This window comes from Microcella frigidaquae, from assembly GCF_014200395.1.
In the GTDB taxonomy this organism is placed as follows: Bacteria; Actinomycetota; Actinomycetes; order Actinomycetales; family Microbacteriaceae; genus Microcella; species Microcella frigidaquae.
The window spans coordinates 1,061,875-1,076,875 of sequence record NZ_JACHBS010000001.1 but is presented as its reverse complement, the minus strand read 5'-3'; the positions used below and the strand labels follow the sequence as shown (position 1 = coordinate 1,076,875).

The 15,001-nt window shown below is 70.8% G+C and carries 14 protein-coding genes; 10 read left to right on the top strand and 4 right to left on the bottom strand.

Features of this window, described 5'->3' with window-relative positions; genetic code table 11:
* Positions 1 to 73: 73 nt before the first annotated feature.
* A complete protein-coding gene (locus BJ959_RS05290) occupies positions 74 to 1,396 on the top strand; it encodes a SufS family cysteine desulfurase (protein ID WP_153983038.1) in 1,323 nt (440 codons plus the stop codon).
* Complete coding sequence (gene sufU / locus BJ959_RS05285) at positions 1,396 to 1,857, top strand: Fe-S cluster assembly sulfur transfer protein SufU (protein ID WP_153983037.1); 462 nt, start codon at positions 1,396 to 1,398, stop codon at positions 1,855 to 1,857. The genes BJ959_RS05290 and sufU overlap by 1 nt, the downstream gene beginning before the upstream one ends.
* Before the next feature lie 82 nt (positions 1,858 to 1,939).
* Here the strand turns inward: sufU and BJ959_RS05280 are convergent, their stop codons facing one another.
* On the bottom strand, positions 1,940 to 2,377 hold the full coding sequence (locus BJ959_RS05280) for a nitroreductase family deazaflavin-dependent oxidoreductase (RefSeq protein WP_153983036.1): 438 nt from the start codon (positions 2,375 to 2,377) through the stop codon (positions 1,940 to 1,942).
* Between the two features lie 148 nt (positions 2,378 to 2,525).
* Between BJ959_RS05280 and BJ959_RS05275 the strand changes: the two genes are divergently transcribed.
* Positions 2,526 to 2,885, top strand: a complete 360-nt coding sequence (locus BJ959_RS05275; RefSeq protein ID WP_153983035.1) for a hypothetical protein — start codon at positions 2,526 to 2,528, stop codon at positions 2,883 to 2,885.
* 72 nt (positions 2,886 to 2,957) lie between these two features.
* A complete protein-coding gene (locus BJ959_RS05270) occupies positions 2,958 to 4,415 on the top strand; it encodes an AAA family ATPase (RefSeq protein WP_153983034.1) in 1,458 nt (485 codons plus the stop codon).
* Here the strand turns inward: BJ959_RS05270 and BJ959_RS05265 are convergent.
* Positions 4,412 to 5,323 (bottom strand): DUF4349 domain-containing protein, encoded by a 912-nt coding sequence (locus BJ959_RS05265; RefSeq protein ID WP_165879063.1) that lies wholly within the window; start codon positions 5,321 to 5,323, stop codon positions 4,412 to 4,414. The genes BJ959_RS05270 and BJ959_RS05265 overlap by 4 nt on opposite strands.
* 274 nt (positions 5,324 to 5,597) lie before the next feature.
* Between BJ959_RS05265 and BJ959_RS05260 the strand changes: the two genes are divergently transcribed.
* From BJ959_RS05260 to BJ959_RS05245, 4 genes are all read left to right on the top strand, one after another.
* Entirely contained in the window at positions 5,598 to 6,401 is an 804-nt protein-coding gene (locus BJ959_RS05260) for an alpha/beta fold hydrolase (protein WP_153983032.1), read from the top strand.
* A gap of 61 nt (positions 6,402 to 6,462) precedes the next feature.
* Positions 6,463 to 7,449: an aldo/keto reductase gene (locus BJ959_RS05255; RefSeq protein WP_153983031.1), complete on the top strand. Its 987-nt coding sequence runs from the start codon at positions 6,463 to 6,465 to the stop codon at positions 7,447 to 7,449.
* Between the two features lie 7 nt (positions 7,450 to 7,456).
* The gene (locus BJ959_RS05250; RefSeq protein WP_153983030.1) at positions 7,457 to 8,806 is read left to right on the top strand and encodes an MFS transporter; all 1,350 of its coding nucleotides are present in this window, start codon (positions 7,457 to 7,459) and stop codon (positions 8,804 to 8,806) included.
* 13 nt (positions 8,807 to 8,819) lie between these two features.
* Entirely contained in the window at positions 8,820 to 9,548 is a 729-nt protein-coding gene (locus BJ959_RS05245) for an SIP domain-containing protein (RefSeq protein ID WP_153983029.1), read from the top strand.
* 17 nt (positions 9,549 to 9,565) lie between these two features.
* Here BJ959_RS05245 and BJ959_RS05240 read toward each other — a convergent pair whose 3' ends face one another.
* Complete coding sequence (locus tag BJ959_RS05240; protein WP_153983028.1) at positions 9,566 to 10,324, bottom strand: alpha/beta fold hydrolase; 759 nt, start codon at positions 10,322 to 10,324, stop codon at positions 9,566 to 9,568.
* 99 nt (positions 10,325 to 10,423) lie between these two features.
* Here BJ959_RS05240 and BJ959_RS05235 point away from each other — a divergent pair, with 99 nt between their 5' ends.
* On the top strand, positions 10,424 to 10,972 hold the full coding sequence (locus tag BJ959_RS05235; RefSeq protein ID WP_207949363.1) for an NADPH-dependent FMN reductase: 549 nt from the start codon (positions 10,424 to 10,426) through the stop codon (positions 10,970 to 10,972).
* On the opposite strand, the gene BJ959_RS05230 is transcribed toward BJ959_RS05235, so the two are convergent.
* A complete protein-coding gene (locus BJ959_RS05230; protein ID WP_153983026.1) occupies positions 10,969 to 12,174 on the bottom strand; it encodes an MFS transporter in 1,206 nt (401 codons plus the stop codon). The genes BJ959_RS05235 and BJ959_RS05230 overlap by 4 nt on opposite strands.
* A 262-nt stretch (positions 12,175 to 12,436) precedes the next feature.
* On the opposite strand from BJ959_RS05230, the gene BJ959_RS05225 reads away from it, so the two are divergent.
* On the top strand, positions 12,437 to 14,923 hold the full coding sequence (locus tag BJ959_RS05225) for a ribonucleoside-diphosphate reductase subunit alpha (RefSeq protein WP_197075230.1): 2,487 nt from the start codon (positions 12,437 to 12,439) through the stop codon (positions 14,921 to 14,923).
* The last annotated feature ends 78 nt before the right edge of the window (positions 14,924 to 15,001 follow it).

Genomic DNA, 15,001 nt, shown 5'->3' with positions numbered 1-15,001 from the left:
GCGGTGCCGCCGCGTGACTGCGCCGGCGGCGAACACCGGGGGAGCATCCGCCGCCCGCGACTACCCTGGAGGGGTGAGCGCCGCACCCCTGTCATCTGCTGAGATCGCGGCGATCCGTGCCCAGTTCCCGATCCTCGACCGCGAGGTCAACGGCCACCCGCTGACCTACCTCGACTCGGCGGCGACAGCCCAGAAGCCGCGGCGGGTGCTGGATGCCGAGCGGGCGTTCTATGAGCGCGAGAACGCGGCCGTGCACCGCGGCGCCCACACGCTGGCCGCCGAGGCGACCGAGCTGTACGAGGATGCTCGCCGCACCATCGCCGCCTTCCTCGCCGTCGACGAGAACGAGGTGGTGTTCACCGGCAACGCCACCGAGGGCATCAACCTCGTCGCCACCGCGATCGGCATCGCGAGCTCCGGCCGCGGCGCGGGGGCCGACTTCCCGACTTACGCCCTGCAGCCCGGCGACGAGATCCTCACCACCGAGCTGGAGCACCACGCCAACCTCATCCCGTGGCAGGAGCTCGCGGCGCGCACCGGCGCGACCCTGCGGCACATCCCGGTGACCGACGACGGGATGCTCGATCTCGACGCCGTCCCATCGCTCATCACCGAGCGCACGCGAGTCGTGGCGGTCACCGCCGTGAGCAACGTGACGGGCTTCGTGACCCCGCTCGAGCGCCTCGTGCCGCTCGCGCGCGCCGTCGGCGCGCTCGTCGTGCTCGACGCCTGCCAGGCCGCGCCGCACCTCGCGCTGCACCCGCGCGAGCTCGACGTCGACGTCGCCGTGTTCAGCGGCCACAAGCTCTACGGCCCGACCGCGATCGGCGTGCTCTACGGCCGCGCCGCGGTGCTCGACGCGCTGCCCCCGCACCTGTTCGGCGGCTCGGCCATCACCACGGTCACGCTCGAGAAGGCGCACTTCCTGCCCGCACCTCAGCGCTTCGAGCCGGGCACGCCGCGCATCGCCGAGGCTATCGGGCTCGCCGAAGCGGTGCGCTTCGTCACCGAGATCGGCATGGACCGCATCGCGGCCACCGAGCACGTGCTCGCCGAGCGGCTGCACGCCGCGCTCGCGGCGATCCCGGGCATCCGCGTTCTCGGCGGTTCGGCCGTGCCCGCCGGGCAGCGGGTCGCGCTCGCGAGCGTCGTCGTCGAGGGCGTGCACGCCCACGACGCCGGGCAGGTGCTCGACGACCAGGGCATCGCCGTGCGGGTCGGCCACCACTGCGCCCAGCCGCTGCACCGCCGCCTCGGAGCCACCGCGAGCCTGCGCCTCAGCGCCGGGGTGCACACCACGGCCGACGAGCTCGATCGCGCGATCGCGGCCGTGGCGGGCATCCGCGCGTACTTCGGCCTCGATTCCGAAGCCGGCGATGTCGGGAAGGACACCTGATGAGCAGTCTCGAGTCGCTGTACCAGCAGATCATCGTCGACCACGCGAAGCACCCGCACGGGGTCGGTCTGGTCGAGGGGGAGGAGACCAGCCACCAGCTGAACCCGACCTGCGGTGACGAGATCACGCTCGCCCTGCGCTGGAGCGCCGACGGCGAGCGCATCGAGTCGGTCGCCTGGGAGGGCTCGGGTTGCTCGATCTCGCAGGCCAGCGCCTCGCTGCTGTCCACCCTCGCCGACGAGGATGCGGACGCCGGCGCCGCATGGACGCCCGAGCAGCTGCAGGCCCTCATCGACGAGTTCCGCGAAGCACTGCGCTCGCGCGGGGCGACGCCGCTCGACGAGGAGCGCTTCGGTGACGCGGCCGCGCTCAGCGGCGTCTCGAAGTTCATCGCCCGCGTGAAGTGCGCGATGCTCGCCTGGGTCGCCGCGGAGGACCTCCTCCAGCGCCGCGCAGCTTAGTGCCAGATCTGGGCCGAACGGGCGCGATCGCCTGCGGGTTCCGCCGTTTCGCGGCATATCTGGGCCGCACCCGCCGCCGACATCAGTCGACCGGCTCGAGCACCCACAGCGGGATGAGGCGCTCGGTCTTCTGCTGGTAGGCCGCATAGTCGGGCCAGACCGCGCACGCGCGTTCCCACCAGAGTGCGCGCTCGTCGCCCTCGAGAAGCCGCGCGCGGTAGTCGCGCTTCGACGCCATGTCCTGCAGCTCGCACAGCGGGTGCGCCCGCAGGTTGTGGTGCCACACCGGGTTCTCGGGAGCGCCGCCCTTCGAGGCGACCACGCAGTAGCGGCCGTCGTGCTCGACGCGCATGAGGGCGGTCTTGCGCAGCATCCCCGTCTTCGCGCCCAGCGTCGTGAGCACGATGATCGGTCGCCCGCGCAGGTCGTTGCCCTCGGCGCCGTTCGTGCGCTCGTAGAGCTCGGCCTGCTCGCGGGCCCAGGCGGACGTGCTCGGTGCGTACTCTCCGGTCAGCGGCATGGCACGAGGCTAGCGCCGGATCCGCCGTCGCGCGCTTGGCGTGTCGCGGCTCGGGCGCGTACTGTCGGCAGTCGAACGTATGTTCGATCCTGTCCCTTCAGACCAGCGCCGGGCCGGAGCGCGCGCGACCCCAGAAGGCGAGACTGCCGTGCCGGCTGCCGCATCCTCCGTTCCCGACGTCCCTTCGCGCTCCCGCGCCCGCGCCGCGGCTGTCGCCGACCCCGCGGCCGACTCCGTCGCGATCGTGTGGGCCGACCCCGACGGCCGCCCGATGCGGCTTGTCTGGGCCGGCACCCGCTGGCGCGTCAGCGACCGTCCGACGGTCATCACCGAGCCGGTCTCGTGGTGGCGCCGCCTCGATCCGGATGCCCGCTCCTCACACCTCGCCCCTCGCGCCTGCATCGGCTGGCGGTTCCAGGCCACGGCCGACGACGGCCGCACGTGCGTACTGGACGTGCGCGACGACGGCGACCCCGCGCGCTGGTTCGTCGTGAAGGTCTACGAGTAGGCACCCCCTCAACGAGAACGAACGGACACGCGCTCGAGGGGAGGAGGACATGCGCGACCCTAGACTCGCGGCATGAGCGAAACTCCTGACTTCGAGGCGCGCGACGCCGAGTTCGCCGAGCTGTTCCGCCGCTTTCTGAGCGAGGTCGTGCACCGCGCTGCCGGCACGCCGTCGCGGCGCACCCCGCTCGGCGATCGCATCAGCGACCATCTGGGTGCGGATGCCCGCACCCTCGCCGTCGTCGAAGAGACCTTTCCCTCCGCTCGCATCGCCGATCTTGATGCCGGCTTCGAGGCTCTGGCGGGCGAGTCGAGCGAACTCATCGGCGTGAGCGGCGGGCAGCAGAAACGCTTCTCGACCCTGCCCGACATGATCGTCAACGACGCGGTGCCGTTCGCTGAAGCCGCCGTCGACTACGTCAGCGCCGACGTGGGGCCGACGACGCAGCGCACGGCCGTGGCCTTCGGGCTGCGGTTGCTGACGTTCGAGGGCGCTCCGGTGGTGGCACTGCAGCGGGCGGCCGACCCGCAGCACGGGAGGGTGTACGCCTCGGTCGAGGTGATCGCCTCCGACCCGGCGCTCAGCACCCGGTTCATCGACGCCCTCCGGGCGGCGATGAATACGCACAGTGTGCTGCGAGGCACCGTGATCGCGTTCACCGACAACCCGTTCGACTACGGCTCGGGTCGCATCACGTTTCTGCCCCGGCCGGAGGTCGGCGCCGATGCGATCATTCTGCCGGAGGGCGAACTCGAGCGCGTACGGGCGCACGTCATCGGCATTCGCGAGCACGCGGAGAGCATCCGCGCCGGCGGTGGTCATTTGAAGCGCGGCGTCTTGCTGTACGGGCCGCCGGGAACGGGCAAGACCCTGACCGTCAGTCACCTCATCGCTGAGGCTGAAGGTATGACGACGGTGGTGCTGACGGGTCAGAGCATCCGCTTCATTAGTGATGCGGCTCAGGTCGCGCGGGCAATGCAGCCGAGCATGGTCGTGCTCGAGGACATCGATCTGATCGCCGGTGACCGCGAGATGTTCGGCGGTCCACAGCCCCTGCTCTTTCAGGTGCTCGATGCGCTCGACGGTCTCGATGGCGACGCCGACGTCGCCTTCGTGCTGACGACGAACCGGGTGGATGTGCTCGAAGAGGCGCTGGTCGAGCGCCCCGGACGGGTCGACCTCGCGGTCGAGATCGCTCGCCCCGACACCGAGGCGCGGCGACGACTGTTCGCGCTCTACGCCGCCGACGCACCCTTCAGCGCCGAGGCGATTGAACGGGCCGCGGACCGTTCTGACGGGGTGACCGGCTCGTTCGCGAAGGAGCTCATCCGTCGTGCCCTGCTGCGGGCGGCGGTGCAGGGGCGCACGGCGCACGACGGAGACCTCGACGCTGCCCTCGCTGAACTGATGGATGACCGCGAGGCACTGACCCGGCGTCTCGTCGGAGGGGAAGCGCCGCCGGTGGCCTGGAGCCTTCCCGAGTTTCCCCCGGAGTTCGACGAACCCTTCGGGCCGGAGGATGCGGACTAGGAGGCCGCCGACCGGCGCCGGATGACCGACCGCACGATCAGCAGCACGATCAGGCCGATCAGCCCGAGCGCGACGAGCCAGGGCAGCAGCACGCCCGCGATGACGAGCAGCACCGAGCCGAAGCCGACGAGCGCCTCCCAGCCAGCGGCGAGACCGGTGAGGAAGGTGTTGGGCTCGTCCGGCGGCGCCACCTCGGGCGAGCCGAGCACGAGCGTGATGGTCGACAGGCTGACCTGGTCGGCGAGCAGCCGCTGCTGCGCCTCGTAGCTCTCCAGCTGCGCCTGTCGGTCGCTGATCGCCGTCTCGAGCGCGATCAGGTCCTCCACGGTGCCCGCCTGTCCCTGCAGCGCCAGCAGCCGCGTGATTGACGAGCGCAGCGCCTCGACCCGCGCGTCGATGTCCTGCACCTCGCGGCTGATATCAGTCGAGCTCAGCTGCAGCTCCTCCACCTCGCCGAGCTCCTTCAGATCCTCCAGCGTCGCCGTGAGGCGCGCCGCGGGGATGCGGAGCACCAGCTCGGCCCCGCCCGCGTCGCTGGAGTAGCTGGTCTCGCGCGGCGCGTACTCCTGCCGCCCGTCGACGCGGCCGCCGACCCGCTCGACGATGGCGACCGCGTCGGCCGCGGCCTCGAGCGGCGCGTCGACCGTCAGGTAGAGGTAGCCGGTCGTGACGATCGAGCGGTCGCCCGCATCCGGGTCGCCGCTCTGCTCGCCGTCGAGGTCGCCGCCGGCTCCACCGCCGTCCTCGGCGACCGGGGCCTCCTCGCCGAAGTCGGGTGCACCGATGCCGGGCATGCCGCCCGAGTCGCTCGACTCGCTGACCGCGGCGCAGCCGCCCAGCAGAAGGGCGGCGAGGGAGGCCACCACCAGGAGGCCGGCGGGGCGGGGCAGCAGGCGTGGAGTGCTCATGCCGCACACGGTAGACCCGCACGAGAGCCCGGCACCACCCAACGTTTCGCGGCGATACGCGATCGTGACCGCTCGGCTGCCCGTTCGCGAACCTGTGCCGTACCCGTGAGAACCCAGAGCGATGGGAGGGAAAGTCACCATGCCCCGGCGCCGGCGGATAACTTCTGATCATTCCTACGCGACTAGGGGTGGACGCGAAGGACGAGGGGGTCGGCTCAGCCGGCCCCCTCCTCTCTTTCCGGGGACCTCGTGCCGCATCCGTCATAATCGGCGCATGGCTGGCTGGCGATGGTGGCGACGGGATGCCCCGCTGCTGTCCGTCACCGCCGACACCGGTTCCGGGCCGGTCGTGGTGATGATCCACGGCATCGCCTCCTCCTCGGTCACCTTCGTGCACCTCGTGCCGCTGCTCGAGGCCGATCACCGCGTCATCACCATCGACATCCTCGGCTTCGGCGCCTCGCCGAGCCCCGAGGGGGCGACGTACACCCTCGATGAGCACGCCGCAGCTCTCGACCGCACGATCCGCTCGCTGGGCCTGCGCGCGCCGTTCACGCTCGTCGGCCACTCTCTCGGCAGCCTGATCGCCGCGCGCTACGCCTCGACCCATCGGCGCGCGCTGAACCGTCTTGTGCTCGTCTCCTCGCCGATCTACCTGCCGCCCGCCGTGCTCGGCGACCCGCTCGACCGCGCCAGCATGGGCGCCTACTTCACGGTCTACGAGTTCCTCCGCAGCAACCCCGTCTTCACGCAGCGCACGGCCGCCGCCCTCGCTGCCGTGGCACCCATCAAGAACGTGCTCGAGCTGACGGAGAAGAACTGGCAGCCGTTCATGCTCTCGCTGCAGAACGCCATCGAGTCGCAGACCACGCTCGCCGACCTCGCGCGAGTGGCCGTGCCCGTCGACCTGGTCTACGGCGCCCTCGACCCCTTCCTCGCACCGGGCGGGCTGACGATCGTGCAGCAGCTGCGGCACGTGCGCACCCACCGCGTGCCGGGGGTCGCGCACCTCGTGCGGCCGAAGCTCGCGCAGGCCGTCGCCCGCGTGCTGCGCGAGCCGCCCGCCGCGCTCGACTGAGCGCCCGCACGGCGCCCCCACCCGCCGGTGCCCGCGGCCCGCGCCGCCTAGGCTGGAGGGCATGAAGACCTCCGTTCTCGGGCGCACCGGCGCCACGGTTTCCGCGATCGGCCTCGGCACCTGGCAGCTCGGTGCCGACTGGGGCGATGTCTCCGAGAAGGATGCCCACGCGGTGCTCGACGCGGCCGTCGAGTCGGGCGTCACGATCTTCGACACGGCCGACGTCTACGGTGATGGCCGCAGCGAGTCGATCATCGGGGCGTACCTGCGCCAGCATCCCGATGCCGGGGTGTTCGTCGCCACCAAGATGGGCCGCCGCCTGCCGCAGGTGCCCGAGAACTACTCGACCGCGAACTTCCGGGCGTGGAACGAGCGCAGCCTGAAGAACCTCGGCGTCGACACCCTCGACCTCGTGCAGCTGCACTGCCCGCCGACGCCCGTGTACTCCACCGACCGGGTCTACGACGACCTCGATCAGCTTGTTGACGAGGGCACGATCCGGCACTACGGCGTGAGCGTCGAGACGGTCGAGGAGGCCCTGACGGCGATCGCCCGGCCGAACGTCGCGAGCGTGCAGATCATCATCAACGCGTTCCGGCTGAAGCCGCTCGACGCCGTGCTGCCCGCCGCGATGGAGGCCGGCGTCGGCATCATCGCCCGCGTGCCCCTCGCCTCGGGCCTGCTCAGCGGGCGGTACACCGCTGACACCGTCTTCGCCGCCGACGACCACCGCACCTACAACCGCGACGGCTCGCACTTCGACCAGGGCGAGACGTTCTCGGGCGTCGACTACGCCACCGGCGTCGAGGCCGCGCAGGAGTTCGCGGCGCTCGCCGCCGAGCACGGCCTCGCCCCGGCGACGGCTGCACTCGCCTGGCTCACCGAGGTGCCGGGCGTCAGCACGGTGATCCCCGGTGCGCGAAACCCCGAGCAGGCGCGCGCCAACGCCGCCGCAGGATCGGTCGCCGAGCTCGGCGCCGAGTTCCACGCCCGCGTCGTTGAGCTGTACGACCGGCGCATCCGTGCGCTCGTCCACGATCGGTGGTAGTCGACCGATGACCACGCGCTCCACCCCTGGCGCGAACCCCGGCCCCCGCGAGGGCTCCGGCTCGTCGGCCGAACGGCGCGGCCTGGGCCGCACGTTCGCGAACGTCTTCACGGCCAACCTCGCGTCGAGTCTCGGCGACGGCATCGCCCGCACCGCCTCGCCGCTGCTCGCCGCACGGCTCACCGACGACCCCGTGCTCATCGCGGGAATCGGCGCGGTGGCGATGCTGCCGTGGCTGTTCTTCGCCCTCCCCGCCGGAATCCTCGTCGACCGGATGGACCGCCGTCAGGCTCTCGCTCTCGCCGCCGGGGTGCGCACGCTGCTCGCCGTCGCGCTCGTCGTGCTCGTCGCGATGAACGCGCTCACCATCTGGTGGCTCTACCTCGTGATCTTCGTCTACGGCGTCTGCGAGACCCTCTACGACGGGGCCATCCGCGCGGTCGTGCCGAGCGTCGTGTCGAAGCAGAACCTGCCGCGCGCCAACGCCCGCATCGAGGGTGCCGAGCTCGTGGTGCAGAACTTCGCGGCGGCCCCGCTCACCTCGGCCCTGTTCGCCGTCGCCGTGCTCATCCCCATCGGCGGACTCGTCGCGGCGTTCGGCCTCGCAGCCCTGCTGGCCGCGCTGCTGCCCGCCGTTGCCTCGGGCAGGCAGTTCCACGCGGCCGTCGCGACCGGCGAGGTCGCCGAGGTCGTGCCGTTCCGGCGCCAGCTCGCCGACGGCTGGCACTTCATCATGGGCAACCGCATGCTCCGCACCCTGTGGTTCGTCAGCATCCCGGTCGCGATCCTGTTCTCGGCATCGGGGGCGACTCTCGTGCTGTTCGTCCTCGACACGCTCGCCATCCCGGAGGCGGCGTTCGGGCTGTTCCTGCTCTCCGGTGCCGTCGGGGGAATGCTCGGCTCGGTCGTGGCCTCCCGCCTCGCCCGCCGCTTCGGGCTCGGACCGGTCATGGCCGCGATGAACCTGCTTGCCGGAATCCTGGTGCTGCTCACGGGGCTGTTCCCCGTGCCGATCGCCGCGATCATCCTCTTCGCGCTCGGAGCGTCGACGACGACGATCTGGAACGTGCTGATGATGTCGTTCCGTCAGGCGATCATCCCCGGCCGGCTGCTCGGCCGCGTGCACGGCACATGGCGCACCCTGCTGTGGGGCACGATGCCGATCGGCTCGCTGCTCGGCGGCACGCTCGCGCTCATCGACCTCACCGTGCCGTGGATCGTCGGCGGAGCGGGCATCACGGTGCTCGGGCTGATCTTCTATCGCTTCCTGATGACGCTGCCCAACCCGGAGGACATCGACAACGGGGATGCGCCGCCGCCCATGACCGGAGCGAATCCGGTCGTGCCGGCCGCCTGACCGGAGGCCGCGCGTGCTCTACGACCTCACCCGCCACCCCTTTCCGCCCGCTGCGCGGCGGATGGCGCTCGGCGCGCGCACCGTACTCGCCGCCGCGGGCGAGCAGCGCTTCGTGCGCGTGCGCCTCGTCGAGGCCGAGCCCGGAGAGCTGTCGGGCTTCATCGCGCCCGGCGGCGGCGACCACGTGCGTGTCGAGGTGGTCGACGGAGCCGACCGCACGGAGACGATCGTCGCGCACTCGGTCGAGGAGGGCTGGGTCGACCTCGACGTGCTCGTGCACGGTGGCGCGCGACCGGGCGTGATCGGGCCCTGGGCGGCGGAGGCTCCGATCGGGTCGCCCGCCGTGATGCGTGGCCCAAAGGGCTCGGTCGTGCTCACCGGCACACCCGGGGAGGTCGTGCTGGCGGGGGACGACAGCGCCCTGCCCGCGATCCGCCGCTATCTCCGGATGCTCGGCCCGAGCATCACCGGGCACCTGCTGCTCGAGACCGGGTTCGACCCTGCTGCGCTCGGCCTCGTGATGCCGCGGGGGTTGCGCGTGAGCATCCTGGCGCCCGACCCGCAGGCTCCGAGCGCAGCGCTCGCCGCGGCGCTGGCCGCTGTACCACCACCGACCGACCCGCTCGAGCGCTTCGTCTTCGCGTGCGGCGAGCAGTCGCTCGTCGCCCCGGCCCGGGCCGCCCTCGCGGCCTGGGGCATCGACGTCGAGCGCGCCGTCGCGAAGGGCTACTGGCGCCGCTGACCGGGCGGCCGTCGCCCTCAGACGTCGGCGAAGGCGAGCAGGTGATGCAGGGTGGCCTCGGGGTCGTCGCGGTGAACGCTGTGCCCGGCGCCCTCGATGACGACGGCCGACATCCGCGGATTCGCCGCGAGCACCTCCTCGGCGAGCGGCCCGGTGAACATCGCGCCGCGCGCCGGGTCGGCGGCCAGCACCAGAGTCGGCGGGGTGAGTCGGGCGACGTGGCTCCGGACATCCCAGTCGTCATTGTCGAGCACCATGCGCTCGAGCGCGAAGCGCGACGCCCCCTTCGCCGCCCGCACGCGGAACTCGACGTCCAGGGGGTGCCAGTGCGGGAACTCCGCGGCGATGCTCTCGACGGTCGCGGCATCATGATTGGCGAGCTGCCCGGCGAGCACCGCGTCGCGAACGGCCTTCTCGAGCGCGATCGCCGGGTCGAGCAGCACGAGCCGTCGAGCCCAGGCTGCATCGAGCGCGGCCGCCTGCGCCACCGCGGCCCCGCCGATCGAGTGCCCCACCACGAGGTCCCAGCTCGCGCCGCCCTCGGGACGGGTGCCCAGCAGGTCGTCCGCGATGTCGTCGATGCGGTAGCGGGATGCCCGCGGCGCGTCGCCGTGCCCCCGCAGGTCGACGGCGGTGGCCGACCAGCCGCGCTCCGCGAGCCCCTCGGCGAGCCGCCACTGCGTCTGCGCCGATGAGCCGAGGCCGTGCACGAGTAGCGCGCGTCGGGAGGAATCGGCGGGGCCCCAGTGCAGCCGGGGGAGGGTCACCGTGCTCATGGGCTCGACCCTACTCGGCGCGGCCGGCGTCGCCGCGAGAATCCTGAGCGCGGGAATCGAGGAGAGTCCCGCGGGGTTGGGCCCAGCATGTCCCGCGTCATGATCATCATCGGTTCCGTCCGCCCCGGCCGCATCGGCCTCCCCGTCGCGCACTGGGTGCGCGACCGCGTCGAGGCCGCCGGCCACGAGGTCGACCTCGTCGACCTGGTCGAGCTGAACCTGCCGTTCATGGACGAGCCCGAGCACCCTGCGAAGCGCGCCTACACGAAGCCGCACACGATCGCCTGGAGCGCCCGGGTCCAGCAGGCCGACGCGGTGCTGCTGGTGAGTCCCGAGTACAACCACAGCTACAGCCCGGCGCTCAAGAACGCGCTCGACTTCCTCATGCTCGAGTGGCAGGGCAAGCCGGTCGGCGTGGTCAGCTACGGCGGCGGCTCCGGCGGCCTGCGCGGCGCCGCGGCGCTGGATGCGGTGCTCACCACCATCGGACTCGTGCGGGTGCCCGTCGACGTCGCCATCAACTTCCCGCACGCGCACGTCGCCGAGGGCGTCTTCACGCCCGACCCCAAGCACGACGCGACCCTGACCAAGATGGTCGAGGCTCTCGGCCGCTACGCCGAGGCGCTGACGCCGCTCCGCGCGCTCTAGCTGACGGTCTCGACCGGCTCCGTGTCGGGCAGGGGCGATGCGTCTCGCCCGCGCAGGTCGGGGTGCCAGCCGCGGAACAGGATGGCCACGAGCATCCCGATCACGGCGAAGGCGATGGCCGCCCAGAAGCCGCCGATCGCGCCGAAGCCGTCGATCAGGAAGCCCGCGATGGCCGAGCCGAGCGCGGCGCCGATGAGCTGCCCGGTGCCGAGCCAGCCGTAGGCCTCCGCCGTCTCGCTGAACTTCACGCTGGCCGAGACGATCGCGAACATGACGGCGAGCACCGGCGCGATGCCGATGCCGGCCACGATGAGCGCCAGCGCGAGCCACCAGAACTCGAGGGCGAACGGTGCGAGCAGCATGCCGACGACGACGATCGCGAAGCGGTTCGCCATCGCCCACGGGCCGATCGGCAGATGCCCCATCGACAGGCCGCCGACGAGCGAGGCGATGGCCCAGAGCCCGAACAGGATGCCCGCCTCGGTGCCGCCCTCGCCGAACACGGCGACCACCCCGACCTCGATCGAGGCGGCGGAGCCGATGAGCAGGAACCCGCCCACAGTGGAGAGCACGACCGCGCGGTTCTTGAGCACCATGCCGAGCTTCCGGCGGCTCGGCGGAATCCGCACCTTGCCGACCTCGGGAGAGGCGATGAACCAGATGCCGCCGCCGACCATGAACGCGCCGGCGACGCTCAGCGCGGCGACGGGGGAGAACTGGGTCGCCAGCACCACGGTGATGAACGGGCCGGTGACCCAGATGATCTCCTGTGCCGAGGCGTCGAGCGAGAACAGGGGGGTCAGTTGCCGGCCGGAGACCATCTTCGGGTAGATGGTGCGCACCGCGGGCTGGATCGGCGGGGTGGCGAGGCCGACGATGAGGCCCACCAGCATGTACGCCCACAGCGGCAGCAGGAGGAACGCGATGACGAAGACCCCGGCCGCGCAGATGATGAGGGTCACGATGAGCACCGGGCGCATCCCGAAGCGGCCCATCCAGCGGCTGGTGAGGGGGCCGGCGACGGCCTGGCCGACGCTCGTGGCGGCGAGCACGAGCCCGGCGGCGCCGTACGAGTCGAAGATGCGCTCGATGTGGATCAGGAAGGCGAGCGAGAGCATCCCGGAGGGCACGCGGGCCGTCAATTGGGCAGCGATGATGCGCGCCACGCCGGGCGTTCTCAACAGGTCTCGGTAGCCGCTCACAAGGGTTTCAGCCTACGGCCCGCGGGGTGTCGGAGGTTGCCCACAGGCTGTGGAGAAGTCGGCGGAGTTATGCACAGCTGGGGACGACACGCCCACTACATATTGGGTGGGAACTTTGTCAGACCCCCGATATATAGTGATGGAGCCGCGCGAGGGGATCAGCGCAGCAGGCCCGGATTTCCGGGCTTTTTCCGACAGCAGGCGGCTGAGCACGGCCGCGAGAGACCAGGGCCGGCGAGGCCCCGAGAGGGAGAGTGGGCACGTGAGCAGCATCACCGTGGTGAAGCGCGATGGAAGCCGTGAGCCGTACGACGCCAACAAGATCAACCTGGCGATCGAGCGCGCGGCCGAGGGCCTGCCCGACCAGGTCGCGTGGGTCACGCAGATCGCGAGCGAGCTCGAGCTGACGCTGTTCGACGGCATCACCACCCAGCAGCTCGACGAGGCGGTGATCCAGGTCGCCCTGCAGAACGTCAAGGACGACCCCGCCTTCGACGTCGTCGCCGCGCGCCTGCTGCTCAAGACCATCTACAAGCGCGTTCTCGGCGACTACGAGAACGCCGCCGAGCTGCGCGAGCTGCACCGCGCCCACTTCGCCGACTACATCCGCCGCGGCGTCGACGAGGTGCTTCTCGACTCGCGCTTCCCCGAGCTGTTCGACCTCGACGCCCTCGCCGACGTGCTCGACCCGCAGAACGACGAGCTGCTGAAGTACATCGGCGTCGTCACCCTCAACAACCGCTACGGCATCAAGGCGCGCAACGGCGAGCCCCTCGAGACCCCGCAGTACTTCTGGATGCGCGTGGCCATGGGCCTCTCGCTCAACGAGGCCGACCCCACCTCGCACGCCATCGCCTTCTACTCGAAGATGTCGAAGCTCGAGTACCTCGCCGCCGGCTCGACCCTGGTCAACGCGGGCACCAGCTACCCGCAGCTGTCGAACTGCTTCGTCATGGAGATGCAGGACGACATCGAGCACATCGCCAAGAGCGTGCGTGATGTCATGTGGCTCACGAAGGGCACCGGCGGAATCGGCCTCTCGGTCACCAAGCTGCGCGCCCAGGGCTCGCCCATCCGCTCGAACAACACCACCTCGACCGGGCCGATCCCGTTCATGCACACGATCGACTCGGTGCTGCGCGCGGTCAGCCGCGGCGGCAAGAAGTTCGGTGCCCTGTGCTTCTACATGGAGAACTGGCACATGGACTTCCCGGAGTTCCTCGACCTGCGTCAGAACTCGGGTGACCCCTACCGCCGCACCCGCACCGCCAACACCGCGGTCTGGATCAGCGACGAGTTCATGAAGCGCGTGCAGAACGACGAGGACTGGTACCTCTTCGACCCGCTCGAGGTCGCCGACCTCAACGAGCTGTACGGCAAGGAGTTCTCGAAGCGCTACGCCGAGTACGTGGCGATGGCCGAGCGCGGCGAGCTCAACATGTTCAAGAAGATCGGCGCCCGCGAGCAGTTCAAGCAGATCCTCATCTCCCTCCAGTCGACCAGCCACCCCTGGCTGACCTGGAAGGACACGATCAACAACCGCGCCATCAACAACAACACCGGCACGATCCACCTGTCGAACCTCTGCACCGAGATCTGCCTGCCGCAGGACCGCGACAACATCTCGGTCTGCAACCTCGCCTCGATCAACCTCTCGCAGCACCTGATCCAGGACGAGCAGGGCGGCCGCATCGACTGGGCGAAGATCGACGAGAGCGCCCGCCAGGCGGTGCGCCAGCTCGACAACCTGATCGACATCACGGTGTCGAGCGTCGACGAGGCCGACCACGCCAACCAGACCAACCGCGCCATCGGTCTGGGGGTCATGGGCTTCACCGACGTCGTCGAGAAGCTCGGCTACTCGTACGACTCGGAGGAGGCGTTCGACCTCATCGACGAGATCATGGAGCACGTCTCGTACGCCGCCATCGACGAGTCGGCCGACCTCGCCCGCGAGCGCGGCTCGTACCAGAACTTCGCGGGCAGCCGGTGGTCGCAGGGCCTCGTTCCGATCGACACGATCGACCTCACCGAGGCCGACCGCGGTGTCGAGGTGCAGGTCAACCGCACCACGCGTCTCGACTGGGATGCCCTCCGCGAGAAGGTCAAGGGCGGCATGCGCAACGCCACCCTGATGGCGATCGCCCCGACGGCGTCGATCGGCCTCGTGGCCGGCACGACCCCGGGTCTCGACCCGCAGTTCTCGCAGATCTTCAGCCGCTCGACCAGCTCGGGCAAGTTCCTCGAGGTCAACCGCAACCTCGTCGAGGCGCTGCGCGAGCGCGGGCTGTGGGAGCGCGTGCGTGAGGACATCCTGCGCAGCCAGGGCGACATCCAGGGCATCACCGCGATTCCCGAGGAGATCCGCGCGGCCTACAAGACGAGCTTCCAGCTCTCGCCCTACGCCTTCCTCGAGGTCGCGGCGCGGGCGCAGAAGTGGATCGACCAGGCCATCAGCCGCAACATGTACCTCGAGACCCGCGACGTCGACGACATGGTCGACATCTACACGGCCGCGTGGAAGAAGGGCGTGAAGACGACCTACTACCTGCACATGAAGCCGCGCCACACCGCCGAGCAGTCGACGGTCAAGGTCAACAAGGCCGAGGCCATCGCCGGCACGGGTGCGCCCAAGAAGGGCTTCGGCGCTGCCGCCGGCGCGTCGGCGGGCGATGCCGCTGCCGAGCCTGCTGCGGCGCCCGCGCGCAAGGGCTTCGGCTTCGGCGGCGCGGTGAAGGCGGGCGAGTGATGTCCGACTCCACCCCGTCCAGCACCCTCACCACCACAGAGCTTCTCGGCTACCAGGTTCCGATCGACCCGATGGACG

Bases quoted from the DNA above. Each gene is read 5' to 3' on its own strand.
- BJ959_RS05250 (WP_153983030.1), top strand. From the start codon at position 7,457: ATGACCACGCGCTCCACCCCTGGCGCGAACCCCGGCCCCCGCGAGGGC.
- BJ959_RS05270 (WP_153983034.1), top strand. From the start codon at position 2,958: ATGAGCGAAACTCCTGACTTCGAGGCGCGCGACGCCGAGTTCGCCGAG.
- BJ959_RS05265 (WP_165879063.1), bottom strand. From the start codon at position 5,323: ATGAGCACTCCACGCCTGCTGCCCCGCCCCGCCGGCCTCCTGGTGGTG.
- BJ959_RS05255 (WP_153983031.1), top strand. From the start codon at position 6,463: ATGAAGACCTCCGTTCTCGGGCGCACCGGCGCCACGGTTTCCGCGATC.
- BJ959_RS05260 (WP_153983032.1), top strand. From the start codon at position 5,598: ATGGCTGGCTGGCGATGGTGGCGACGGGATGCCCCGCTGCTGTCCGTC.
- sufU (WP_153983037.1), top strand. From the start codon at position 1,396: ATGAGCAGTCTCGAGTCGCTGTACCAGCAGATCATCGTCGACCACGCG.
- BJ959_RS05280 (WP_153983036.1), bottom strand. From the start codon at position 2,377: ATGCCGCTGACCGGAGAGTACGCACCGAGCACGTCCGCCTGGGCCCGC.
- BJ959_RS05240 (WP_153983028.1), bottom strand. From the start codon at position 10,324: ATGAGCACGGTGACCCTCCCCCGGCTGCACTGGGGCCCCGCCGATTCC.
- BJ959_RS05235 (WP_207949363.1), top strand. From the start codon at position 10,424: ATGATCATCATCGGTTCCGTCCGCCCCGGCCGCATCGGCCTCCCCGTC.